20 protein-coding genes and 1 pseudogene are annotated in these 22619 nt (G+C 69.6%); 11 read left to right on the top strand and 10 right to left on the bottom strand.

All coding sequences use genetic code 11. The features are described from left to right. The 3 genes from test1122_RS25310 to test1122_RS25300 are packed head-to-tail and all read right to left on the bottom strand — an operon-like array spanning nucleotide 1 to nucleotide 5020. Complete coding sequence (locus tag test1122_RS25310) at nucleotides 1–1395, bottom strand: family 2B encapsulin nanocompartment shell protein (protein WP_232271483.1); 1395 nt, start codon at nucleotides 1393–1395, stop codon at nucleotides 1–3. Then, complete coding sequence (locus test1122_RS25305) at nucleotides 1392–3572, bottom strand: terpene synthase family protein (protein WP_232271482.1); 2181 nt, start codon at nucleotides 3570–3572, stop codon at nucleotides 1392–1394. Before test1122_RS25305 ends, test1122_RS25310 begins: the two co-directional genes overlap by 4 nt. Nucleotides 3573–3607: 35 nt before the next feature. Next, nucleotides 3608–5020: a family 2B encapsulin nanocompartment shell protein gene (locus test1122_RS25300; RefSeq protein WP_232271481.1), complete on the bottom strand. Its 1413-nt coding sequence runs from the start codon at nucleotides 5018–5020 to the stop codon at nucleotides 3608–3610. A gap of 406 nt (nucleotides 5021–5426) precedes the next feature. Here test1122_RS25300 and test1122_RS25295 point away from each other — a divergent pair, with 406 nt between their 5' ends. Beyond that, nucleotides 5427–6026, top strand: a complete 600-nt coding sequence (locus tag test1122_RS25295) for an Rv1733c family protein (RefSeq protein ID WP_232271480.1) — start codon at nucleotides 5427–5429, stop codon at nucleotides 6024–6026. 147 nt (nucleotides 6027–6173) lie between these two features. Then, nucleotides 6174–8582, top strand: coding sequence for a right-handed parallel beta-helix repeat-containing protein (locus tag test1122_RS25290; RefSeq protein WP_232271479.1), 2409 nt, complete (start codon nucleotides 6174–6176; stop codon nucleotides 8580–8582). Nucleotides 8583–9058: 476 nt separating this feature from the next. Here the strand turns inward: test1122_RS25290 and test1122_RS25285 are convergent. Then, nucleotides 9059–11371: pseudogene (locus test1122_RS25285) on the bottom strand (hypothetical protein); the annotation flags it as partial. A 182-nt stretch (nucleotides 11372–11553) separates the two neighbouring features. Here test1122_RS25285 and test1122_RS25280 point away from each other — a divergent pair. After that, a complete protein-coding gene (locus test1122_RS25280) occupies nucleotides 11554–12393 on the top strand; it encodes a DeoR/GlpR family DNA-binding transcription regulator (RefSeq protein ID WP_232271478.1) in 840 nt (279 codons plus the stop codon). 90 nt (nucleotides 12394–12483) lie between these two features. Here the strand turns inward: test1122_RS25280 and cds1 are convergent, their stop codons facing one another. After that, entirely contained in the window at nucleotides 12484–13581 is a 1098-nt protein-coding gene (cds1, locus tag test1122_RS25275) for an L-cysteine desulfhydrase Cds1 (RefSeq protein ID WP_232272070.1), read from the bottom strand. A 158-nt stretch (nucleotides 13582–13739) separates the two neighbouring features. Here cds1 and test1122_RS25270 point away from each other — a divergent pair, with 158 nt between their 5' ends. Together test1122_RS25270 and test1122_RS25265 are read left to right on the top strand one after the other, a co-directional pair. Continuing rightward, the gene (locus test1122_RS25270; RefSeq protein WP_232271477.1) at nucleotides 13740–14066 is read left to right on the top strand and encodes a hypothetical protein; all 327 of its coding nucleotides are present in this window, start codon (nucleotides 13740–13742) and stop codon (nucleotides 14064–14066) included. Nucleotides 14067–14179: 113 nt separating this feature from the next. Further along, nucleotides 14180–14641: an ATP-binding protein gene (locus test1122_RS25265; protein ID WP_232271476.1), complete on the top strand. Its 462-nt coding sequence runs from the start codon at nucleotides 14180–14182 to the stop codon at nucleotides 14639–14641. A 42-nt stretch (nucleotides 14642–14683) separates the two neighbouring features. Here test1122_RS25265 and test1122_RS25260 read toward each other — a convergent pair whose 3' ends face one another. After that, nucleotides 14684–15067, bottom strand: coding sequence for a PPOX class F420-dependent oxidoreductase (locus test1122_RS25260; RefSeq protein WP_232271475.1), 384 nt, complete (start codon nucleotides 15065–15067; stop codon nucleotides 14684–14686). 45 nt (nucleotides 15068–15112) lie between these two features. Here test1122_RS25260 and test1122_RS25255 point away from each other — a divergent pair, with 45 nt between their 5' ends. Beyond that, nucleotides 15113–15889, top strand: a complete 777-nt coding sequence (locus tag test1122_RS25255) for an alpha/beta fold hydrolase (protein WP_232271474.1) — start codon at nucleotides 15113–15115, stop codon at nucleotides 15887–15889. Between the two features lie 17 nt (nucleotides 15890–15906). Here the strand turns inward: test1122_RS25255 and test1122_RS25250 are convergent, their stop codons facing one another. Both test1122_RS25250 and test1122_RS25245 read right to left on the bottom strand, forming a co-directional pair. Then, nucleotides 15907–16407, bottom strand: coding sequence for a GNAT family N-acetyltransferase (locus tag test1122_RS25250; RefSeq protein WP_232271473.1), 501 nt, complete (start codon nucleotides 16405–16407; stop codon nucleotides 15907–15909). 5 nt (nucleotides 16408–16412) lie between these two features. Beyond that, nucleotides 16413–17642, bottom strand: a complete 1230-nt coding sequence (locus test1122_RS25245) for an ROK family protein (protein WP_232271472.1) — start codon at nucleotides 17640–17642, stop codon at nucleotides 16413–16415. Nucleotides 17643–17713: 71 nt separating this feature from the next. On the opposite strand from test1122_RS25245, the gene test1122_RS25240 reads away from it, so the two are divergent. Continuing rightward, complete coding sequence (locus test1122_RS25240) at nucleotides 17714–18457, top strand: maleylpyruvate isomerase family mycothiol-dependent enzyme (RefSeq protein WP_232271471.1); 744 nt, start codon at nucleotides 17714–17716, stop codon at nucleotides 18455–18457. A 74-nt stretch (nucleotides 18458–18531) separates the two neighbouring features. Further along, nucleotides 18532–18984, top strand: a complete 453-nt coding sequence (locus test1122_RS25235) for a DUF4442 domain-containing protein (RefSeq protein ID WP_232271470.1) — start codon at nucleotides 18532–18534, stop codon at nucleotides 18982–18984. Between the two features lie 226 nt (nucleotides 18985–19210). Here the strand turns inward: test1122_RS25235 and test1122_RS25230 are convergent, their stop codons facing one another. Together test1122_RS25230 and test1122_RS25225 are read right to left on the bottom strand one after the other, a co-directional pair. Further along, nucleotides 19211–19927, bottom strand: coding sequence for a lysophospholipid acyltransferase family protein (locus test1122_RS25230; protein WP_232271469.1), 717 nt, complete (start codon nucleotides 19925–19927; stop codon nucleotides 19211–19213). A 117-nt stretch (nucleotides 19928–20044) separates the two neighbouring features. Next, the gene (locus tag test1122_RS25225; protein ID WP_232271468.1) at nucleotides 20045–20494 is read right to left on the bottom strand and encodes a DUF4395 domain-containing protein; all 450 of its coding nucleotides are present in this window, start codon (nucleotides 20492–20494) and stop codon (nucleotides 20045–20047) included. 41 nt (nucleotides 20495–20535) lie between these two features. Here test1122_RS25225 and test1122_RS25220 point away from each other — a divergent pair, with 41 nt between their 5' ends. From test1122_RS25220 to test1122_RS25210, 3 genes are all read left to right on the top strand, one after another. Next, the gene (locus test1122_RS25220; RefSeq protein WP_232271467.1) at nucleotides 20536–20952 is read left to right on the top strand and encodes a thioredoxin family protein; all 417 of its coding nucleotides are present in this window, start codon (nucleotides 20536–20538) and stop codon (nucleotides 20950–20952) included. 156 nt (nucleotides 20953–21108) lie between these two features. Beyond that, on the top strand, nucleotides 21109–21633 hold the full coding sequence (locus test1122_RS25215) for a flavin reductase family protein (RefSeq protein ID WP_232271466.1): 525 nt from the start codon (nucleotides 21109–21111) through the stop codon (nucleotides 21631–21633). A gap of 190 nt (nucleotides 21634–21823) precedes the next feature. After that, nucleotides 21824–22618: an electron transfer flavoprotein subunit beta/FixA family protein gene (locus test1122_RS25210; RefSeq protein ID WP_232271465.1), complete on the top strand. Its 795-nt coding sequence runs from the start codon at nucleotides 21824–21826 to the stop codon at nucleotides 22616–22618. Nucleotide 22619 lies beyond the last annotated feature (1 nt).

Genomic DNA, 22619 nt, shown 5'->3' with positions numbered 1-22619 from the left:
TCAGATCTCTACGTCCTCCAGCACGCCGAGCGCGTCCGGGACCAGCACGGCCGCCGAGAAGTAGACGCTGACCAGGTAGGAGATGACCGCCTTCTCGTTGATCCCCATGAAGCGGACGTTCAGACTCGGCTCGTACTCATCGGGAATCCCCGTCTGGTGAAGGCCGACTACACCCTCATCCTTCTGGCCGACGCGCATCGCGAGGACCGAGCTGGTGTTGGTCCGGGAGACCGGGATCTTGTTGCAGGGCAGCAGGGGGATGCCACGCCAGCTGCGCACGGCGGTGCCGTGCAGCACGGTTTCGGGCGAGTAGATGCCGCGCTTGCTGCACTCCCGGCCGAACGCGGCGATCGTACGCGGATGGGCGAGCAGAAACTGTGTCTTGCGGCGCCGGGAGATCAGCTCATCAAGGTCATCGGGGGTGGGCGGGCCGGTGCGGGTGTGCAGCCGCTGCTTCAGATCGGCGTTGTGCAGCAGCCCGAACTCGGTGTTGTTGAGGAGCTCGTGCTCCTGGCGCTCGCGCAACGCCTCAATGGTGAGCCGCAGCTGCTCCTCAACCTGGTTCATCGGCTCGTTGTAGAGGTCGGCTACCCGGCTGTGCACCCGCAGCACGGTCTGCGCCACACTCAGCTCATACTCGCGCGGCGTGGTGTCGTAGTCCACGAAGGCGCCCGGCAGCTCCGGCTCGCCATGGTGGCCCGAGGCCAGCTCGATCTCGGCTTCACCGCGCCTGTTCTGCCGGGGCTGGGGGCGGGAGAGCAGGCTGTCGATATGGGCGCGGAGCTCCGCCGACTGCTCGGCCACGGCCTGGAATTCGGACACGGGCAGCGTCAGGACAGTGCATCGGGTGACGGCCTTGAGGGTGTAGTCCCAGTCGCCGGGCCCGGTGGCCAGCGCCTCGTCACCCGCCCACTCGCCATCGGCGAGGACGCCGAGGTTGGTCTCACCGTCATACTCAGCGGCACCCAGCTTATTGATCTTCCCATGGGCGATCAGGAGCACTTCGTCGACGGGGCGGCCGATTTCCACAAGAAGATCGCCGGGGGCGTACTCCCGCTGTACACACCGCCCGGCGAGCGTCTGCAGAACCTCGTTGCCCTCAAAGCCGTGCAGCGCGGGCAGCTCGGTGAGCTGCGCCGGAATCACCCGGACCTCGGAACCGGTGCTGACGAACTCCACCCGGCCATTGCCCACCGTATGGGTGAGCCGCCGGTTGACCCGGTACGTACCGGCCGTGACCTGTTCCCAGGGGAGAATCCTCAGCAGCCATCGCGAGGAAATGCCCTGCATCTGCGGCGGTGTCTTGGTGGTGGTGGCCAGCTGCCGGGCCGCGGTGGTGTCAAGGCTGGTGGGTGCTGTGTTCGCGGAAGTCACGGGGGTCACGGGGGTCGTCATAAGGTGCGGGCCTTCCGTTCCTGAACGGTGCGGGTGATGCGGGCGGCCGAGGTGCCCAGCCCGTGGGGGCCGGGGGACAGCGGCGGACAGCTGCCGGAGGTCAGCAGGCTGGCGGGTCGGGCGGTGGTGCGATAGCGGCCGGTGACCAGCGACCACTGGTGGTCCCCGGCCATCCACTCCCGGAGCGCCCGGACGTAGTCCATGACGTTCTCGCGGGTGGCGGTGTCGGCTTCGGTCTCCTCGAAGAGGGCGGGGAGACCGGTGGTGACGGTGTGCTCGAACTGGTCGAGGCGGGCGGTTGCCAGGGCCGCGAGGGTGTCGGCGGCCTCCTGGAGGCCACAGTCCAGAAAGCGCTGGATGATCAGGACTCCGTTGCTGTTCTCCCCCTCATGCTCGATCTCCTTTGCGTAGGAGTGGATGTCATTGCGCAGTGGACCGATATCGGCGAAGGTCACGCCCAGTTCGCGCATGGGGTCCGACTCCCAGACGCGCTCTGGGATGTCCGTCCCGAGTGCGTGCCGCAGCAGGGCGAGCGAGAAGCGGGCGCCGCCGGTGCGGCGGCGCATCTCGATGTAGTCGACCGGATCGGGCACCCGGTCCTGGACAAGGTTGTGCAGCTCCCACAGCCAGCTGCCGGTGAACTCCAGTACGTGGCCCGGGAATTCCCTGCGCAGCTCTGGCGCCATGCCGGGCGCGGAGCGGGCCCACAGATTGGCGAGCGCGGCCTCGGCCGGGTTGGCCGGGGGCGGTGTCCCGGCGGGATCGGGTGGCATAAAGGCAGCCAGCCGTTCCATAAAGGCCCTGGCTCCGGCGGGATTCCGGGAGCGTTTGAAGACCTCGACGAAGAAGTCGTCGAAGTACCAGCCCCAGATATGCCAGTCGGCGATCAGATCCAGCTCCGCGCCCTGGGCGTCCGGGTGGGTGAGCGCCGCGAACAGCGCATGGTCGGCGGCCTGGAAGCTCCTTTCGTCCCAGCCGGGCAGGGTGCCGGTCAGTCCCAGCTCCCGTGCCCAGGCCCGGGTGTGGCTCCGGGCGGCGTCCAGATGCGGGCTGCACCGGGTCGTATAGGGCATGGGGAGCGCGGGGGTGGTGAAGGTGCTAGTTACCTTGGGAACCGCCCAGCCGAAGAGCCGTGCGGCGGCCGTGCCAAGCCCCGTGGGACCCATACTCAGCAGATAGTCACCGAGGGTAGAGGTCCGGGCACCGCTGTTCATATAGCGGCTGGACTGCTTGTGCCACTCGAGCCCGCCGGAGAGCCAGTCCTGCAAGCCCTTGACATAGCCCAGCACCTCGGCGCGCTCGGCCGGGCCCAGACCCTGTTCCTCGAAGAGCGGAGGGAGTTCGGTGAGAGTGGTGTTCTCGAACTGGTGCAGCCGGGAGGTCAGCACCTCATTGGCGATATCGGCGGCGCGCTGCGTCGGCCAGCCGAAGAAGGTCTCCAAGACCTTGACGCAGTTGTTGATCTCCCCTTCTGACCCGGTTTCACGTTGATAGGAGAAGATGTCGTTGCAGAGGTGGACGGAGTCGGAGAAGGTGGCGAGCAGGACCTGCATGGGACGGGTGGCCGCGATACGGTCCGGCACCTCGGCGCCGAGGGAGTACTCCACCAGCGCGGAGGACCACGGGGCGCCGCCGACCTTGCGGCGCATCTCGATGTAGTCGATGGGGTTGGGCACCCGGCCCGCGTTGATATTGGACAGCTCCCGCATGGACTCCATCAGCAGGTGCCGGTTGTACTCGAAGAAGCGGACCCGCCAGTCGGCCGACATCACGGGCACGGTGCGCTGCCACAGATCCCACAGCCCACGCTCGACGCCGTTCTCCGGTTCCGGGGGTTCGGTCACACCGTCCAGCGGCATGAACTGGGGCAGCCGGTCAAGATATTCCCTGGCCGCTGCCGTGTCACCGGTGCGTTTGTAGTTGTCCAGAAAGTGATCGTCGAAATAGAAGACCCAGACGTACCAGTCGGTGATGACATCCAGCCTGGGCCCCGGGGCGTCGGGGTGCGTATAAGCACTGAGGCCCGCGAAATCCATGGCGTCGAAGGCGTTCTCCGACCACACGGATGAGCCGCCAGGCGCATCCTGAGCGTCCAGCATGCCCATACCCCGGGCCCACTCCTTGGTATGGGCCCGGGCCGCCTCGACCCCGGGGTTGAGCCGAGGCGGATTCGGCATATAGAAATTTGGCAGTTGAAGCGGCTGCGCCATTCTCAGTGTCCGATCTCGACGTCCTCGAGAATCCCCAGGGCGTCGGGCACCAGGACGGCCGCCGAAAAGTAGGCGCTGACCAGATAGGAGATGATCGCCTTCTCATTGATGCCCATGAAGCGGACCGAGAGGCTGGGCTGGTACTCATCGGGGATCCCGGTCCGGTGCAGGCCGACAACACCCTGCAGCTTCTCCCCGGTCCGCATGGCCAGGATGGAGCTCATCCCGGTCTCGCTGACCGGGATCTTGTTGCACGGGAGGACCGGCACGCCACGCCAGGAGGGCACCGCGTGGCCCTGGAAGTCGATGCTGGCCGGATACAGCCCCCGGCTGCTGCACTCCCGGCCGAAGGCGGCGATGGCCTTCGGGTGAGCGAGGATGACGCTGGGTTCCTTCCAGACGAGGGCCAGCAGCTCATCCATGTCATCGGGGGTGGGCGGGCCGGTGCGGGTGTGCAGCCGCTGCTTCAGATCGGCGTTGTGCAGCAGTCCGAACTCGCGGCTGTTCATCATCACGTTTTCCTGGCGCTCACGCAGCGCCTCAATGGTGAGCCGCAGCTGCTCCTCAACCTGATTCATCGGCTCGTTGTAGAGGTCGGCTACCCGGCTGTGCACCCGCAGCACGGTCTGCGCCACACTCAGCTCATACTCACGCGGCGCGCTGTCGTAGTCGACGAACGTGCCCGGCAGGTCGGGCTCGCCATGATGGCCGGCGGCCAGCTCGATCGCGGCCTCGCCCTCCTCGTTGCGCTGTCCGGGGATGGCGATGCGGAACGCCGCCACATGCTCCCGCAGACTCCCGGCGCGCTCGGCCGTCTCCTCGAACGCCTGCCGGTCGAGCGTGAGCACCGTACCGCTGGTCAACGACCGCAGGGTGAAGTCCCAGGTGCCAGGGGATTCCTCGGCGAGCTGGCGGTCACCGAGATAGTCGCCGTCGGCGAGGACGCCCAGGGTCGCCTCGCCATCGTAGAAGCCGGCCCCCACCTTCTGGAGCTTGCCGTGGGCGATCAGCACCACCTGCTCGGCAGGCTGCCCGGACTCGACGATCACCTCACCGGGTCCGAAGTCGCGTTGGACGAAACGGCCCGCGAGCTCCTGCAGCACCTCGGAATCCGCATAGCCGCGCAGCAGGGCGAGCTCGCCCAGCTCCGCCGGGATCACCTGGACCTCGGCTCCCGTCGACATGAATTCCACTCGTCCGTCACCGAGGGTATGTCGCATACGACGGTTCACCCGGAACGTACCGCCCGACACCTGCACCCAGGGCAGGACCTTGAGCAGCCATCGGGAGGAAATCCCCTGCATCTGCGGGGGTGTCTTGGTCGTGGTCGCCAGTTGTCGGGCGGCTGCCGTCGCAAGGCTGAGCTGTGGATGAGTGTTGTTGTCGCCAGAATTCGTTTCGACCGAAGTCGTCATGTAAGACACCGCCAATCTCCAGGCCAGCACGGCGAATTCACCTGCCGTACGGGAAGAAAGTAGCCACGCCCGGCAATCGCCCGCAATCACTCAAAAGAGACGGAAGGCTGGCGAATGCACCGCCCGACACCCGGGTATCGCGCCGCCCGCCTCACAACCTTGCCCACATTCCGTGACCAGCAGCCAAGATGTGTCACCCTGAGCAACCGATAGCTCATGGATGCACCGCTGGTGCACGGGGGCACACGCGGCGCGCTCCGTTCGACAGGGCGCATACAGAGGACAACGGCGTTCTTGCCCAGTACGGTTCTCGTGACATCGATCTCTCCTGGCTCCCGTCGTGCATTCACCACGCGCGACTCGAGGCAGTCAATGACCAGGAGAGCGTGCGGATAGGGGGTGCGCGGTGTTCCGGGCGATCGCTGGGCTGTGGCGCTGGCGGCGCAATCCGCTGTGCCGTCGCAGCGACCGCGCGGAGTCCTGGCTGGCCTTGACCGCCGCGCTGGCCATCGCCGTCGGTGCTCCGCTGACGGGCGCGGCGGGGGGTGACGCGGCGCATCGCGCGCTGCTGCGTACGGTGCGGGATCAGCATGAGCACCGGCACCAGGTGTGGGCCACCGTGCAGCGGACCCTGCCCCGGTGGTCGGCTGACCCGGAGGCGGACTGGGAACATACCGCCCGGTACCGGGTCATCGCCTCCTGGACCGCCGTGGACGGTACCAGCCATACGGCTCCCGTCGGCACCCAGCGCGCCGCCCGCCCCGGTGACCGCTTCCGTCTGTGGACCGACGCACGGGGGCGGATCGTCGCCCGTCCGATGGAGGCCAGGACCGCCGCCTCGCACGCCGCCCTGGCGGGCCTGGTCGCCGCGATGGCCGCAGCCGCGGCGACGGAGGCGGGGCGGCGGCTGGCCCTGCGGCAGCTGCTGCGGCGGCGGTACGAGCGCTGGGAGCGGGAGTGGGCGCGGGTCGGGCCGGACTGGGGCCGTACCGACGCGTCCAGTTGAATGCCCCGTCGGCTGCCCGGCCGTGCTTTCGGCGAGCTCGGACTGGTCATCCAATCGGTCCGTACACGCTACGGTGGTGCCGTCAGCAGGCCTGGCGGCACAGTCAGTTAAGCACGCATATCGCACGAGGTTGGGGCAAGACAGTCCATGGCTCAGGGCTCGGTCCAGGTGACGCACACCAGCACACCGCGGTGGCGGCGCCGCACAGGAGGCCGCTCAGGAGACTACGACTCACTCGCCGCGGCGCTCGAAGCAGCCGGGGATGGCGATGTACTGACCGTCGCCCCCGGCACCTATCGCGAGAATCTGGTCATCGAGCGCGCCGTCACGCTGCGCGGCCCGGAGCGTCCGAGCGCCGGTTCGGTCCGTATCACCCCGGCCGACGGCGTGCCGCTGACCGTCCGTGCTTCCGCGATCGTGCGGGATATGCAGATTGAGGGGCAGGACTCGGCGGCGCCCGCGCTGCTGGTGGAGAACTGTGCGCCGGAGCTGTCGGGGCTGCGGGTGATGACCCGCTCCGCCGCGGGCATCGAGGTGCGCGATGGTGCCCGGCCGACCGTGCGGCACTGCACCGTGGACAATCCGGCCGGCCACGGCGTCAGTGTGTCCGGTGGCGCGGGCGGGCTCTTTGAGGAGTGCGAGGTGGTGGCGGCCGGGCAGTCGGGGATCGCGGTGCGCGACGGTGCCCACCCACGGCTTGAACGGTGCCGGGTCCACCACGCCTCGGGCGCGGGTCTCTCGCTGACCGGCGAGGGCAGCGCCGTGGAGGCGGTGGGCTGCGAGATCTACGAGATCAAGGGCGCCGGGGTGCAGATCGCCGCCCGCGCCTCCGGACATCTCACCGACTGTCAGGTGCACCGTACGTCCGCCGACGGTGTCACCCTGGACACCGACGCGGTGCTCACGCTCGCGGACTGCGCCATCCATGACATCCCGGAGAACGCGGTGGACCTGCGGTCCCGTTCGGTGCTGACGCTGACCCGCTCCACGGTGCGCCGCTTCGGCCGCAATGGTCTGTCGGTGTGGGACCCGGGCACCCGGGTGGACGCCAACCGCTGCGAGATCCAGGAGAGTACGGGCGACTACCCGGCCGTCTGGGTGAGCGACGGCGCGACCGCGGTGCTGGACACCTGCCGGGTGCACGAGGTGCCGGACGCCATCTTCGTACTGGACCGGGGATCACGGGCGGATGTCGTCGACAGCGATCTGGCCCAGGTGCGGGGCACCGCGGTGTCGGTGAGCGACGGCGGTACGGTCCAGCTGGACGACTGCCGGATCCGGGAGGCGGCGACCGGTGCCTGGTTCCGCGACCACGGCAGCGGCGGCACCCTGGCGGGCTGCACCATCGACGGGGCCGCCACCGGCGTCATCGTCACCAAGGGCGCCGACCCGGTGGTCGAGCGGTGCACGGTCACCGGCCCGGCCGAGGCGGGCTTCTATGTGTCGGCGGAGGGGCGCGGTACCTTCACCGGCTGCCGGGTGACCGGCTCGCGCGGTTATGGCTTCCATGTGATCGACGGCTGTCGTACGACGCTCACCCGGTGCCGTACGGAGCGCTGTGCCCGTGGCGGATACGAGTTCGCGGAGGACGGCCCGGTCGTCCAGGACTGCAGCGGTGATGAGACGGCTGCGGTGTCCGCCCCGGAGCCCGCCAGGGCAGCGGCCGTACAGACTCCGGGCCTGCTGACGGCCGTTCCGGAACAACCGTCCACGACCACCGCCGGGCCGCCGGAGCCGGAGCCCGCGCGCCCGTCGCGCGATGTGCTCGCCGAGCTTGACACCCTGGTCGGTCTGGAGAGCGTCAAGCGTGAGGTAAGGGCGCTGACCGACATGATCGAGGTAGGCCGGCGGCGTCAGCAGGCGGGGCTCAAGGCCGCCTCGGTGCGCCGTCATCTGGTCTTCACCGGTTCTCCTGGCACCGGCAAGACCACGGTCGCCCGGCTGTACGGCGAGATTCTGCACTCTCTCGGCGTGCTGGAGAAGGGCCACCTGGTGGAGGTGTCCCGGGTCGATCTGGTCGGTGAGCACATTGGCTCAACGGCGATCCGTACCCAGGAGGCGTTCGACCGGGCGCGCGGCGGGGTGCTGTTCATCGATGAGGCCTACGCGCTCTCCCCCGAGGACTCCGGGCGGGACTTCGGCCGGGAGGCGATCGACACCCTGGTGAAGCTGATGGAGGACCATCGTGAGGCCGTGGTGGTCATCGTCGCGGGCTACACCGCGGAGATGGAGCGCTTCCTCGCCGTCAATCCCGGAGTCGCCTCCCGCTTCTCCCGCACCATCACCTTCGGCGACTACGAGCCGGAGGAGCTGCTCCGGATTGTGGAACAGCAGGCCCAGGAGCAGGAGTACCACCTCGGCGAGGGCACCGCGGAAGCGCTGCTGAAGCACTTCACGGCGTTGCCGAAGGGTCCGTCCTTCGGCAACGGCCGCACGGCCCGGCAGACGTTCGAGGCGATGGTCGAGCGCCATGCGGGACGGGTCGCACAGCTGCCTGACCCCAGTACCGAGGAGCTGACCCTGCTCTACGCCGAGGACCTTCCCGGGCTGCCCTGACCCGGAATTGTCCCTTCGGGCTTGGTTCCTGCTGAGGTGGTTCCTTCGGACGCGGGTGCGGCCTCCGGCGCGGCGGAGGCGAGGCCACCGCGGGTCCGGAGCAGACGCCCACGCGCCCGGGTCAGCGGGGCAGTGGCTTTGATCACCGCTGCGATGCCGGTAGCCAGCGCCAGTCCGGCGGCCCCGAGGAACGCGGCGATCCGCGCGACATCCGAAAGGGCCATGCCACTGGGCTGGTTAACCGCCTCGACCGCCCCGGGCGCGGTGAGCCCTGCCGCGACCAGGGCGACCAGCGCGACAAACCCAAGGGCGAGAACGGTCGGCCATTCGGCGCGCCCCGGGGTGTCGCCACCGGGAGAGAGCCAGGGCGGGTGCGTTGGCTCCGGCCGCCGGCTGGGTGGAATCCGTGGTGCTTCCCGGGTTACGGGCGTCCTGGTCACCGGCGTGGTGTACGGCTCGGTCACGGTCCAGGTACTCAACCGGGCCAGCAGGCCGCCTCGCTCCTGGTCGAAGACCGGGTCGGCCTGGTAGTCGCCGTGCCCGAGGATGGGTGCGGGCAGCGGGTGGCGCAGCGTACGGCCGTAGCGCAGCGGGTCCTTGAGCGGACCGCAGTCCACCTCCGGACCGGGGCTCCCACCCACCTTGACGGGACCGCCGATCGGGTCGGTCAGCCGCCACAGATTACGCCAGCAGCTCACCTCCCGATGCAGCGCGCGCAGCGCGGTCGGCCCGAAGCAGGTGGGGAACCAGCGTCCGTACAGCCGCTCCAGCGGGGAGCCGTAGGTGAGCAGTGCCACCCGGCTGCGGGTCGCCGGGTCGAGCTGCCAGACCGCCGCGGCGGCCAGCACACTCCCCTGGGAGTGGCCGGAGATGACGATCCGTCCGCCGGTGAGCTCGGTCCAGGTGCCCATCCGCCAGCTGAGGTCCGGCACGGCCCGCTCCGCGTAGCAGGGCGGGGCGAAGGGGTGGGCGGCGCGCGGCCAGAAGGTGCCCACATCCCACAGGATCCCCACGGTGCGGCGGGCACTGGGATCGCGGTAGGCCCGGCGGCCCATGGCGATGAACACTATGACCAGAGCCCCCATCAGCCAGGAGCCGATTCCCTGGGCCAGTGCGCCCAGGGCGGGCAGCGGGGCGGCAGCGCCACGGGCGGCCTCGCCCGGGGTCTGTCCGGAGAGGGTGGCGCCGAGGACGGCGCCCGCGCCAAGGAGCAGGGTCAGCAGCGTGATCGCGCCGATGAGCACGGGGGCGGAGTCGGTGAGCCGGGCCCGGGCGATGGTGCCCGCGATGCGGGTGCTGCGGGTCTTGACCTCTTCGTTCTCTCCTGGGTAGGACTCCACGATGCCGGGCGCGAGGCGCGCCCGCGCCCGCCACACCCGTACCGCCGAGACCACCGCGAAGAGCGCGACGACCATGACAAGGACGGGGATCACCGCCGCCTGCCAGGTGAGCAGGACCGGGGGTCCGGCGATCGGCCCCTCGCTCCCGCCCTCGGAGGAGCGGGGGCCCAGACCTTCGGCGACGCGCTGTGCGAGCCCACCGGAGAGTACCCCGCCCAGCGCGCACGCCAGCAGGGCGACGGCCGCACCGCCGAGCCCGTACATCGCACTGCGGTGACCGGCGGGCGCCCGGCGATGAAGCACCAGGGCGGCCATGGCGATGGCGGCGATCAGCACGCCCTGGGTGAGAGCGCTCACCGCGAAGACCTCGGTGCCGGGGAGTTGGGCGGTGGATTCCCAGCCGGGCCTGTCCCAGGCGGTGTGCACCACGATCAGCAGCAGCAGAGCCAGCGTCCCCCAGGGCAGTCCCTGCGTGGCCAGCCGGTCCAGCTTCTCGTCGGCCTCGGCCTCGGTACGGCCACGGCGGATCACCACCCAGAGCACCCATGCCCAGTCGGCCACACAGAGCAGACCCAGCAGCCAGCCGAGAGCGGCGAGCTGGGCGCTGCCACCCGGCCGGTCGTCATACTGCGCGGCGGCGAACCGGAGTGCCGTGGCGATGGTGAGGAGCCCGGCGGCGGTGTGCGCGGCGCGCAGCCGGGAAACCAGCCGTCGGCCGTACCAGAAGCCGGGCAGGCTGAGCGGCGGGGTCTCCTCCTCCGGCAGGGCGTGCGCCGGGCCGGGGGTGCGCGGGGGCGGTGAGGCCGACTCGTACGCGCTCCAGGTGCGGTGCGAGAGCCACCACAGCAGACCCGTCAGTGCGGCCGGCAGCAGCGCGGCGACGGCCAGTCGGCGCCCGGGCAGGCTCCACCAGCCACCCGCGTCGGCGGCGAGGAAGGAGAGCCAGGACCTGTCCTGTGCACAGCGGGCCGATCCCGCGCACTGCCACGCGACGAGGTCGAGCGCGATCTCGCAGGCGGCGGCGGTGAGCACCACGGTCAGCGAGAGGGCGACGAGCCGGACCAGTACGGAGTAGATCCGCTGGGCGGGATGGTTCCGCGGCGCGGCGGGGCGCATCCAGTGCGCGAGGTTGGCGATCATGAACGGCAGCAGGATGAGCCACAGGGCACGGGCGCCGTTCCCGGAGGTGAGGTTGGACCAGCAGTACGCCTCCGGGACGGGCCGCCCGGCGGACTTCTGTCGCTGCTCCTCGGCCTCGGCGTCCGCCGCTCGCCGGTGGATGCCCGCGGTGTTGTCCCCGGTGACCCGGACGGTGTGGGGGTCGCCGAGCATGTCCTTCGGTGTGGTGCCACCGACCCCGTGCACCAGGAGTTCCAGCGCTGGTTGGAGCCGTTGCTCCTTTCCGCACGGTGGTGGAGTCGGTTCTGCTGTCCCGGATACGTCAGACATGTTCAGATCCCCCGAAGTCCAACAGTGTCTACCTCCCAGCATCGTGGCCGCACCGGGCCCGGCACAGCCCTGTGCGTTGAATGCGAAGCGAAATCGTGACGGTTGCCGGGACAGTCACCGTCACCGGAGCCCGTGCGAGGATGTGCCCGACCGGCGGCCGCGCGCGGAGAATGGAGGACGAGGTGACGGACAACCAGAATCTCCTGGCGGAGCAGCGGCGCGCGCTCATCCTGGAAGAGGTACGGCGCCGGGGCGGGGTACGGGTCAATGAGCTCACCCGCAGGCTGCGTGTCTCCGATATGACGGTGCGCCGGGATCTGGACGCCCTCGCCCGGCAAGGCGTTGTGGAGAAGGTGCACGGCGGCGCGGTGCCGGTGGCGGCGGCGAGCAGCCATGAGCCCGGGTTTGAGGCGAAGTCGGCCCTGGAGCTTTCCGCGAAGGAGGACATCGCCCGTGCGGCGGCCCCGCTGGCCGTGCCGGGCAGCGCGGTCGCACTCTCCGGTGGCACCACAACGCATGCGCTGGCGGCGCGGCTGCTCGGGGTGCCCCATCTGACCGTGGTGACGAACTCGGTGCGGGTCGCCGATGTCTTCCACTGCGCGGGGACGCCGCCGGGGGCCGCGACGGTGGTGCTCACCGGCGGGGTGCGCACCCCCTCGGATTCGCTGGTGGGTCCGGTGGCGGACTCCGCGATCAGTTCGCTCCACTTCGATGTGCTCTTTCTGGGGGTGCATGGCATCTCGGTGGAAGCCGGGCTTTCGACACCCAATCTGGCGGAGGCGGAGACCAATCGGCACTTCATCCGCTCCGCCCGGCGCGTCGTGGTGGTCGCCGATCACACCAAATGGCGAACGGTGGGCCTCAGTTCGTTTGCCGCGCTGTCGGAGGTCGACACACTGATCACCGATGAGGGTCTGACCGCCGAGGACCGCGCGGAGATCGAGGACCGGGTGGCCGAGCTGGTGGTGGCGCCGGCCACCACCGCCGCCGGGTCTGCCGCGCTGTCTGACAGCGATAACTGACGGGGCGCCAGCGGCCTACGGCCGCAGCCCGAACTCCCCCGGCGCGGGGCAGGGCTGATCCTGCTCGTCCTGCTGCTCCGGCTAGTTCGGCTAGTCCGGCCAGGCGCCGGTCCGCAGGAAGGTCTCGATGGCCGCCGAGTACGGTGCGATGTCCAGCCCCTGCTCCGCCAGCCACGCGTCCGAGTAGTACTTGTCGAGATAGCGGTCGCCCGGGTCGCAGATCAGGGTGACGACCGAGCCCGTACGGCCGCCTGCGACCATCTCCGCGACAATCTTCAGCGCGCTCCACAGCCCGGTGCCGGTGGAGCCGCCCGCCCTGCGGCCGATGGCGGCCTCCAGCGCCCGTACCGCCGCGACGCTCGCCGCGTCCGGGACCTTCATCATCCGGTCGATGGCACCGGGCACGAAGCTCGGCTCCATCCGGGGCCGCCCGATGCCCTCGATCCGGGATCCGCAGTCGCTCACCGCGCCCGGGTCGCCCCTGACCCAGCCGTCGAAGAAGCAGGAGTTCTCCGGGTCGGGCACACAGATCCGGGTGTCGTACTGCATGTAGTGGACATACCGGGCGATGGTCGCCGAGGTGCCGCCGGTACCCGCGGCCGCCACAATCCAGGCGGGTTCGGGGTAGCGCTCCAGCCGCAGCTGCTCGTAGATCGACTCGGCGATGTTGTTGTTGCCACGCCAGTCGGTGGCCCGCTCGGCGTAAGTGAACTGGTCCATATAGTGTCCGCCGGTCTCCGCGGCCAGGGCGGCGGAGACCTCGTACACCGTCTGCGGGTCGTCCACCAGATGGCACCGGCCGCCGTGGAACTCGATGAGCCGGGTCTTCTCGCTGCTGGTGGTGCGTGGCATCACCGCGATGAACGGCACCCCGATCAGCTTGGCGAAGTAGGCCTCGGAGACGGCAGTGGAGCCGCTGGACGCCTCGATGACCGGCTTGCCGGGGCGGATCCAGCCGTTGCACAGCCCATAGAGGAAGAGCGACCGGGCCAGCCGGTGCTTAAGGCTGCCGGTGGGGTGTGTGGACTCATCTTTGAGATATAGGTCGATGCCCCAGCGCTCGGGCAGCGGGAAGAGCAGCAGATGGGTGTCGGCACTGCGGTTGGCATCGGCCTGGACCTTGCGTACCGCTTCTTTGAGCCAGTCGCGGTAGGCAGGCTCGGTACGGTCCACATCGACGGTGGCCATCGCGGTGCCCGGCCCCGTGCCTGAGCCGTTGTTTTCTGCCTGCTCGGTGATGCTCACCCGGCGATCATAAGCGGACCCTGGCCTACCGGCCGGTTCGCGGGCAGACTGCGAAGCATGGATGGCTGCGGAGCAGCGACACGGGTGGAAGGCGGTGCGCCATGGTGGAGCCTGAGTTCGACGCGACCGGGGTGCGGATCGGGCGGTGGCTGCGCTCACTCACCCGAGGTGGTCAGGTACTCGTCCGCGATGGCCGGCTGGTTCTCCTGACCAGCTATGGCCGGGAGATCGACAGCGCGCCGGTGGAGCAGGTGCGGGTCAGCAGCCCCTGGTACGCCGCCCGGGACCGGGCGATGGCGACGATCAACGGCACCCACTACGCGCTGCGGCTGGCCGCCCCGAGCCGGGAACGACTGCTCGCGGCGGTGCGGGAGGCGCGGGAGCGGGCGGCCAAGATTGCCACACAGCGACGCATCGTGCACCCTTGAACACCGTCCGATTTGCGCAATTATATGAGCTGAATCACGCTGATACTTAAGGATCACTGCTCCGGCGGATCCTCCTTCCACGCACGCCGCCCCGGCCCCAGGGAGTCGCAGTCGTGATCAGTCGCCCCAACCCCAGTCGGCACTGTGCGGTCGAGTTCCAGGCACTGCCGTCACGCATCGGCCAGGTACGCCGCATCGTCTCCGCCCAGCTCCGCTACTGGCATCTGGACCCGCTGATCGACACGGCCGCGCTCGGCATCACCGAGCTGCTGGCCAATGTCCACCGCCATACCGGCCCCGACAAGCACTGCACGGTGGAAATAGTGCTGCTGTGGGACCGGTTGACGGTCTCTGTGCGCGACCATGACCCCCGGCTGCCCGAAGTCCGCTCGGCAACCACGCTGGCTACCAGCGGCCGTGGCCTGGCCCTGGTGGCAGCGGTCAGTGAGAGCTGGGGAATGCGGGCCCAGCGGGGCGGCGAGGGGAAGGTGGTCTGGTTCACCCTCCCGGTGGCGGCGCCGGTCACCCCACTGCGCGAACCCTGCCCGGATCCGGCACGGGCCCTGCCTGGCTGATCGTACGGCCAGCGGCTTCTCGTGCTCCGGGGAGTACCCGGCTCAGAGGCTGACCGCGACCCCCATATGCGGCCGCTTGCCGCCTCTGATCAGCGCCCCGCCGGAATCGGCGATCCGGAACCGCCAGCCGTATTTGCGCCGCATCGCCTTGCGCACCCGGGCCAGCTCCCCTTCCCCGTCCATGAGTCGGCCGCTCCCCGTCACGGTCACGGCGTTCTCCTTGTGCCGCCCCCGGACATCACAGGGCGTGATGGTCACCCTGCTGTCCCGGCGCAGCCGTTTGACCTTCCCGGAGTCGTCCCGGGTCCACACCAGCAGCTCACCGGCGTCCTCCACGGCCCAGACGGGGGTGGGCACAGCGCTGCCGTCACGGCGGAAGGTGACAAGGCTGACGTAGGGGCTCTCGGCGATCTCGGCAGGAATCATGTCCACGAGGCTACGCGGGCCGGGGCTGTGATCTAGTCTCTCCCGATGGCCAGTTCAGCGTCAGTCAACGGAATAGAGATCGCCTACGAGGACGAGGGCAGCGGGGAGCCCCTGGTGCTGGTGCACGGGCACCCCTTCGACCGGTCACTCTGGGCGCCGCAGCTCGAGGAGTTCGCCACGGCCGGGTACCGGGTGATCGTGCCGGATCTGCGGGGGTACGGGCACAGTGGCGTGCTGCCGGGAACGATGCCATGGTCGCTCTTCGCGGAGGATATCGCGGCGCTGCTGGATCATCTGGGCGAGCCGACGGCCACCATCGGCGGGGTATCGATGGGGGGTCAGATCACCCTGGAGTTCTACCGCCTCTTCCCACAGCGGGTGCGCGCGCTCATCCTCTCCGATACATCGGTGTACGCGGAGTCCGAGGCCGGGAAGCGGTGGCGCCACGAGCTGGCCGACCGGCTGCTGCGTGAGGGGCTGGGCGGCTACACCGCCGAGGCCATCGGCAAGATGGTCGCACCCCGGCACACCGAAGCCACTGCCCGGGTACGGGCGATGATGCTGGCCGCACCGCCCGAGGGCGCGGCCGCCGCGCTGCGGGCGCGGGCGGAACGGCCCGACTACACCGGGCTGCTGACATCCATCACGGTGCCGACGCTGGTCGTCGTCGGGCGTGAGGACACCTATACGCCGGTCAGGGACGCCGAGTTCATCCGGGACCGGGTGCCGGGCGCGGTTCTGGAAGTGATCGAGGACTGCGCCCATCTGCCCGGTGTCGAGCGCCCGGAGGAGTTCAACCGGGTGCTGCGCCGCTTCCTCTGACCGCGCGCCAGACGACGTCAGCCCGCGCGCCGCATACACACCCGCGGCCACCGGTGGAGCCCCAGCTCGGTCTCGGCCGCCTGGATCTTCTTGAGTCCTGGCGTCAGTTCGCTCTCCGCGAGCCGACGGAAGCCGATGCGCTCGTAGTACGGGGCGTTCCAGGGCACCTCGCTGAAGGTGGTGAGCGTCAGCGGCCGTCCGCCCTCGGCCGCCGCCGCGTGGCCGAGCAGCGCCCGGCCGATGCCGCGCCGGGCGCTGTCCGGGTGCACTGACAGCTGCTCGATGTGGGTGCAGCCGTCGACCCGGGCGGCCAGCAGACAGGCCAGCGGCCGGTCGGTGAGGTCGTCGGCGGCCACCCACAGGCGCCCGGCCCGCCGGTAGCCGTCCAGGACATCGAGCGTGGGCGGCTCATCGTCAGCGATCGCCTCCATGCCCAGGTCACGGAAGGCCGCTCCGGCTGCCCGTTCGATGTCCTGACACAGTGGCAGATCACCGGTGCGGCCGTGGCGTACGTGCATACAGGTCAGTCTTCCTGCAGCAGCAGCGGATCGTCCAGCACCGGCTGCCACGCCAACTCGGCCGCGCCGACCAGGCTGTTGTGGTCCAGGGCGCAGGCCAGCACCGGCACTCCCCCGCTGCGCCCCCACAGGCTGCGGTCCGCGACAACGGCGCGCAGCCGCTCCTCATCGGCCAGCAGCAGCTCACGGTGGAGGCCACCGAGGATGATGCGGTCCGGGTTGAGGATGTTCACCAGCCCGGCGAGTCCCAGTCCGAGCCGGTCGATGAGGAAATGGGCGGCTGAGCGCACCGCTTCATCGATGGCGTACTCCTTGCGGAGCATGTCCCGGGCCTGGTCCAGCAAGGAGACCTCCGGGCCCGGGTCACGCCCGGCCGCTTCCAGCAGCGCGAGGGGGTCCGTCTCCACATCCAGACAGCCACGGCTGCCGCAGTGGCAGGGCCGTCCCTGCGGGTCGACGGTGAGATGGCCGACCTCCAGGGCCAGTCCCGAGCTTCCGGTGTGCAACCGGCCGTCGAGTACGAGGGCGCCGCCGACGCCCCGGTGGCCGGTGGCGACACAGAGCAGATGCTGGGCTCCTCGGCCCGCGCCATGGCGATGCTCGGCGAGCGCGCCGAGGTTGACATCGTTGGCGGCGAAGCCAGTGGCGATACGGTCCGGTGCGGGCCCGGGGATGGCCGCGTCGGCCAGGCGCTGGGTGAAGACCTCACGGACGGGGGCTCCCACGGGCCAGGCGAGGTGGAGGGGGTTGAGGGCGGTGCCCTCGGGCTCGGCTACGGCGGACGGCACCGCGAGCCCGGCACCGACACAGCGGCGACCGGTGTCCCGCAGCAGCTGTGCGCCGGTTTCGACGACTTCGCCGAGGACTTGGGCCGGGTCGGCGGCGACGGTTCCGCAGCCGGGCGCGGTGGCGACGATTCGGCCGCCGAGCCCGACGAGCGCGGCGCGGAAGCCGTCGGAGTGCACCTGGGCGGCGAGTACGACCGGCCCTTCGGGGTCGATGGCCAGCCGGTGGGAGGGACGGCCCTGGGTGCCGGCGGCGATCGTGGGCCGGGAGTCGACGGTGATGAGGCCGAGCGCCTGCAGCTCGGCGGCGACGGCGCCCGCGGTCGCCCGCGTCACACCGAGCTCGGCGGTGAGCACGGCGCGGGTCGGCGCACGGCCCGTGTGCACGAGTTCCAGCGCGGGCCCGAGCACACTTCGGCCCCTGTCCGGCCTGGTACGAATCTGGGTCACCCCTCTATTCTTGCTTTGTGTCCGCTATAAACAAAGCCAGGGGGCGAGTCGGGACTGGCACAATCCGGGTCATGGAGACCGCTGATTTCATCACCGCTCTCAGTCGCGAGGGCCAGTCTCTGATCGCCGCGGCCGAGGAGGCCGGGTTCGACGCCGAGGTACCGTCCTGCCCCGACTGGCAGGTCCGGGATCTGGTGCGCCACCAGGGGCTGGTCCACCGCTGGGCCACGCGCTTTGTCGTCGAGCGGCTTATGGAGGCGGCTCCGTTCGGTGAGGAGACCGTGCCGGACGAGGAGTTGGGAGCCTGGTTCCGGGACGGGCATCAGCGGCTGGTGGACCGGCTCACGGCCGCACCCGAGGACCTGCGGTGCTGGACCTTTCTGCATGGCTCCCCCTCGCCCCGCACCTTCTGGGCCCGTCGGCAGACACATGAGACTACGCTCCACCGCATCGACGCCGAGCTGGCCGAGGGGCAAGCGCTCTCCCCCGTGGATCCCATAGTGGCGGCCGACGGTATCGATGAACTGCTTGTGGGCTTCCACACCCGGAAGCGGAGCCGGGTGCGCAGTGAACGGCCACAGGTGCTGCGGGTACGCGCCACGGATATGGGCGCGGAGCAGACCTGGACCGTACGGATCACCACAGAGCCGCCGGAGGTCACCCGGGGCGCCGGGGAACCGGCGGACTGCGAGATCAGCGGTCCGGCCGAGGTGCTGTACCTCGCGCTGTGGAACCGGATGCCCTATGAGAGCGGGCTCACCACCGAGGGCGACCCGGCTCTCGCGGAGCTCTGGCGGACCACTTCAGCGATCTGAGACGGCCATGGGTTACCTGGCCATGGGTTACCTGCGAGTAACAAGCGTGGTAGCTTCGCCGTATGCCACGCCGGATGAGTCCGAAAACCCTGCGCCGCGCCATGAACTGGTGGCCGCCGTACCGCTTCGCCGGTATCCGGGTGCTCGATATCGCCGAGGACTGGAGCAGCGCCCGGGTGCGACTGCGGCTGAGCCGCCTCAACCGCAACTACTTCGGCACCCACTTCGGTGGCTCGCTCTTCTCGATGAACGACCCCTTCTGGGCGCTGCTCGTGGTCAATTCATTGGGCAAGGAGTACATCGTCTGGGACAAAACGGGTGAGATCGACTTCGTATCGCCCGGCCGGGGCGATGTGTTCGCCGAGTTCAAGCTGACCGAGGACCGTCTGGAGGAGATCCGTTCGGCGACGGCGGACGGTTCGAAGGCGCTGCCGTGGTTTGAGTCCACGGTCACTTCGCCGGACGCAACGGTGGTCGCGCGCGTACGCAAACAGCTGTACGTCCGGCGCAAGCCCGCCAAGGATTAGGGGGTGTCTGGTGGGTCTCCGCGGCGTCGCGGCGTCTGGCACGCACTCCCCCAGACTTCGTCTGGGAGGTGCCCCCAGCCGCGTTGTCGTCGGTCGCCAACCAACCAGGTTGGCTTCCTCCTCCGCCTTGCGATCGCACGCACCAGACTCCCCCAGCTACCGCTGGGAGGTGCCCCCAGCTCCTCCCTCCACGGAGACCCACCAGACACCCCCTAGCCCACCGCCGTCAGGAGTTGGCTCGGGCCGGGGCGGGGGCCGTGCCGCCCAGATGGGCCGGGAGCCACCAGGAGTCCTCGGGGCCCTTCGGCTTCGCCGGATACGCACGCTGCGCGGCCTCCAGCAGCTCATGAACCCGCTCCCGCAGCCGCTCGGTGACGCTCACCGCGGACTCCGCCGGATCAGCCGACAGCTGCTCGCCGACCCGGATGGTGATCGGGAAGTGGTTACGGCCGAAGTCCCGCTTGTGGCCCTTGGTCCACAGCCGCTGAGTACCCCACAGCGCCACCGGCAGCAGCGGGACTCCCGCTTCCTGTGCCATCCGCGCGGCGCCGCTCTTGAAGTTCTTCAGGGTGAAGGACTGGGAGATCGTCGCCTCCGGGAAGACCCCGATGATCTCCCCCGAGCGCAGCGCCTTCAGGGCGTGCTTGTAAGCCTCCACGCCCGCGCCCCGGTCCACCGGAATGTGTTTCATCGCACGCATCAGCGGCCCCGACACCTTGTGACGGAAGACCGATTCCTTCGCCATGAAACGCACCAGCCGTTTGGCGGGCCGGGCGGCGAACCCCGCGAACACAAAGTCGAGATAGCCGATGTGGTTGCTGACCAGCACGGCACCACCGCGCCGTGGGATGTTCTCGGTGCCCGCGATATCGAATCGCAGATCGAGCGCCTTGAACAAGGTACGGGCGGCGCCGATGACCGGCGGGTACACGAGCTCTGCCATATCGGGGACCCTTCTTGAGGCTGCCTAGGGAGGGTTCTCCCGGCGGGTGGGCATCTGTTGAACCTACGTCTGCGTAACTTACCCGGCTACCCCCGATGGTAGGAGATCCTTGTCACGTCATTGCCCGGTCGCTCCCCCGGCGCGCCGCAGCAGCAGATACATCTCACACCCCAGGCAGTAACCAAAGACGGCGTTCAAAAACGCCGCCGCCAGCGCGCAGGCGGTCGCCACAAGTCCCAGCCACAGCGGTCCCGCCAGGTAGCCCACCACTCCGATCAGGGCGAACACCAGCCCCACCGCCTGCGCGAAGCGGGGCGGCGCGGCGTCCTCGGTCTCCCGCGCCGGGCCCAGTCGGGGGCGTACGACCGTACGGAAGAGCACCCCGTAGGGCGAACGCTGCACTCCGAACACCACGCCCATCGCGAACACCAGTGCCTGCGCGGCCAGCAGCCAGCCCGCTCCGGTCCTTGCCGTCCCGGAGGCGGCACCACCGGTGATGAGCACCACGGCCAGCACCACCGTCGTCACGGCCGCCGCGAACCTCGGTCCTCGTGCGTCGATTTCCATACCCGGGAATCTTTCCAGACCGCCGGTCGCTGAACTCACCGATGACCGGACTGGTGATGTGCGTGGTGGTGCTCGCTGCGGCGAGCGCCTTCGGGCTGTGGCATCGACGGCGCGACGGAAGGATGCGGGTGCGCGAGCGGGACCAGCGGGCACGGCTGAACGCCGGGGCGATCGGAGCCGACCGGCTGGGCGAGCGGGCCACGCTGGTGCAGTTCTCCAGCGCCTTCTGCCAGCCGTGCCGGGCCACCCGGCGGATCCTTCAGGAGATCTCCGGCATGGTCGGGGGCGTAGCCCATGTGGAGGTGGACGCCGAGGCACGTCTTGAGCTGGTGCGGGAGCTGGGGATCATGCGTACGCCCACCGTGCTGGTGCTGGACGCGGACGGAGTGATCGTCCGGCGCGCGAGCGGGCAGCCGCGTAAGGCCGATGTCATCGCCGCGCTCGGCGAAGCCATGTGAGATGCCATGTGAGATGCAGGCTGAGACACGGGGTGAGCGTCGCGTGACCGCGATCGTGACCGAGATCGCATCGGCCCGGGCGCACTTGACGGTACTCAGCGAGTATCGTCACGGTGACGTTATGCGGTCACCGAATCCTTCAGTGAGAATCCTTCAGTGAGTGGTACGAGCGCGCCAAGCGCGGAGCAGGCCGCCGGTGTCATAGACACCGGTCCGGATCTGTTGCGCGCCGCTTTCCGGCAGCACGCCGCCGGGGTCGCCGTGATCACCGCCAGCGGCGGTGGTCGGCCCGTCGGCTTCACCGCGACCTCCCTCACCTCCGTGGCCGCCGATCCGCCACTGCTCTCTTTCGGTATCGGCACCGGCTCCTCCAGCTGGCCGGTGGTCTCCGAGGCCACGCATGTGGGCGTACACATCCTGGGTGAGCACCAGCGGGAGCTGGCCGACACGTTCGCCCGTAGCGGTGCCGACCGCTTCGCCCCGCCCACTCGCTGGCACCCGGGGCCGTGTGGTGTGCCGGTGCTGGAGGGGGTGCTGGCCTGGCTGGTCTGCCGGGTCGTGGCCCGGGTGCCCGCCGGTGACCACCGGGTGGTGCTGGCCGAGGTCACGGTGGGCGACCCCGCCGGACCGGGCCGTCCGCTGCTGTACCACCAGGGGCGCTTCAACGCCCTGCGTGATTGAGTTGTCCCAGGTGACCCGCGTTGGCAAGGTCACAGTTCACCGGCCTTGATTACCGGGAAGCCACTGGGTGTACTGGCGAGTAATAAACTGTACGGAGAGCCGGTTCACCCGACCGGAATCCGCCCCAACAGGCGCCTATGCTGCCTGCACAAGGCAGCACCCGTAATGACGATGCAGTAGGAGAGCCGGCGTGAGCTTGAGGATCGTTGTCTGTGTGAAGTACGTGCCCGACGCCACCGGCGACCGGCACTTCGCCGAGGACCTGACCACTGACCGTGACGCGGTGGACGGCCTGCTGTCGGAGCTCGACGAGTACGCCGTCGAGCAGGCGCTGCAGATCGCCGACGATGCCGACGACGCGGAGATCACCGTACTCACCGTCGGTCCCGAGGACGCCAAGGACGCGCTGCGCAAGGCGTTGTCCATGGGCGCCGACAAGGCCGTGCACGTCGAGGACGACGATCTGCACGGCACTGATGTCATGGGCACCTCGCTGGTGCTCGCCAAGGCCATTGAGAAGACCGGCTACGACCTCGTCATCTGCGGTATGGCCTCCACCGACGGCACCATGGGTGTGCTCCCGGCGATCCTCTCCGAGCGGCTGGGTGTGCCGCAGGTGACGCTGCTGTCGGAGGTCTCGGTCGAGGGTGGCGCCAACGGAACAGTGACCGGCCGCCGCGACGGCGACACCGCCACCGAGCAGCTGGAAGCCGCCCTCCCGGCCGTCGTCTCCGTGACCGACCAGTCCGGCGAGGCCCGCTACCCGTCGTTCAAGGGCATCATGGCCGCCAAGAAGAAGCCGGTGGAGTCCCTGGATCTGGACGACCTGGACATCGAGGCGGACGAGGTCGGCCTCGAGGGCGCCTGGACCAAGGTCGACGAGGCGACGGCGCGCCCGGCCCGTACCGCGGGCACCGTCGTCAAGGACGAGGGCGAGGGCGGCAAGCAGCTCGCCGAGTTCCTCGCGGGCCAGAAGTTCATCTGAG

It is taken from the genome of Streptomyces gobiensis (assembly GCF_021216675.1).
Classification (GTDB): Bacteria; Actinomycetota; Actinomycetes; order Streptomycetales; family Streptomycetaceae; genus Streptomyces; species Streptomyces gobiensis.
This window is presented reverse-complemented; position numbering and strand designations above follow the sequence as displayed.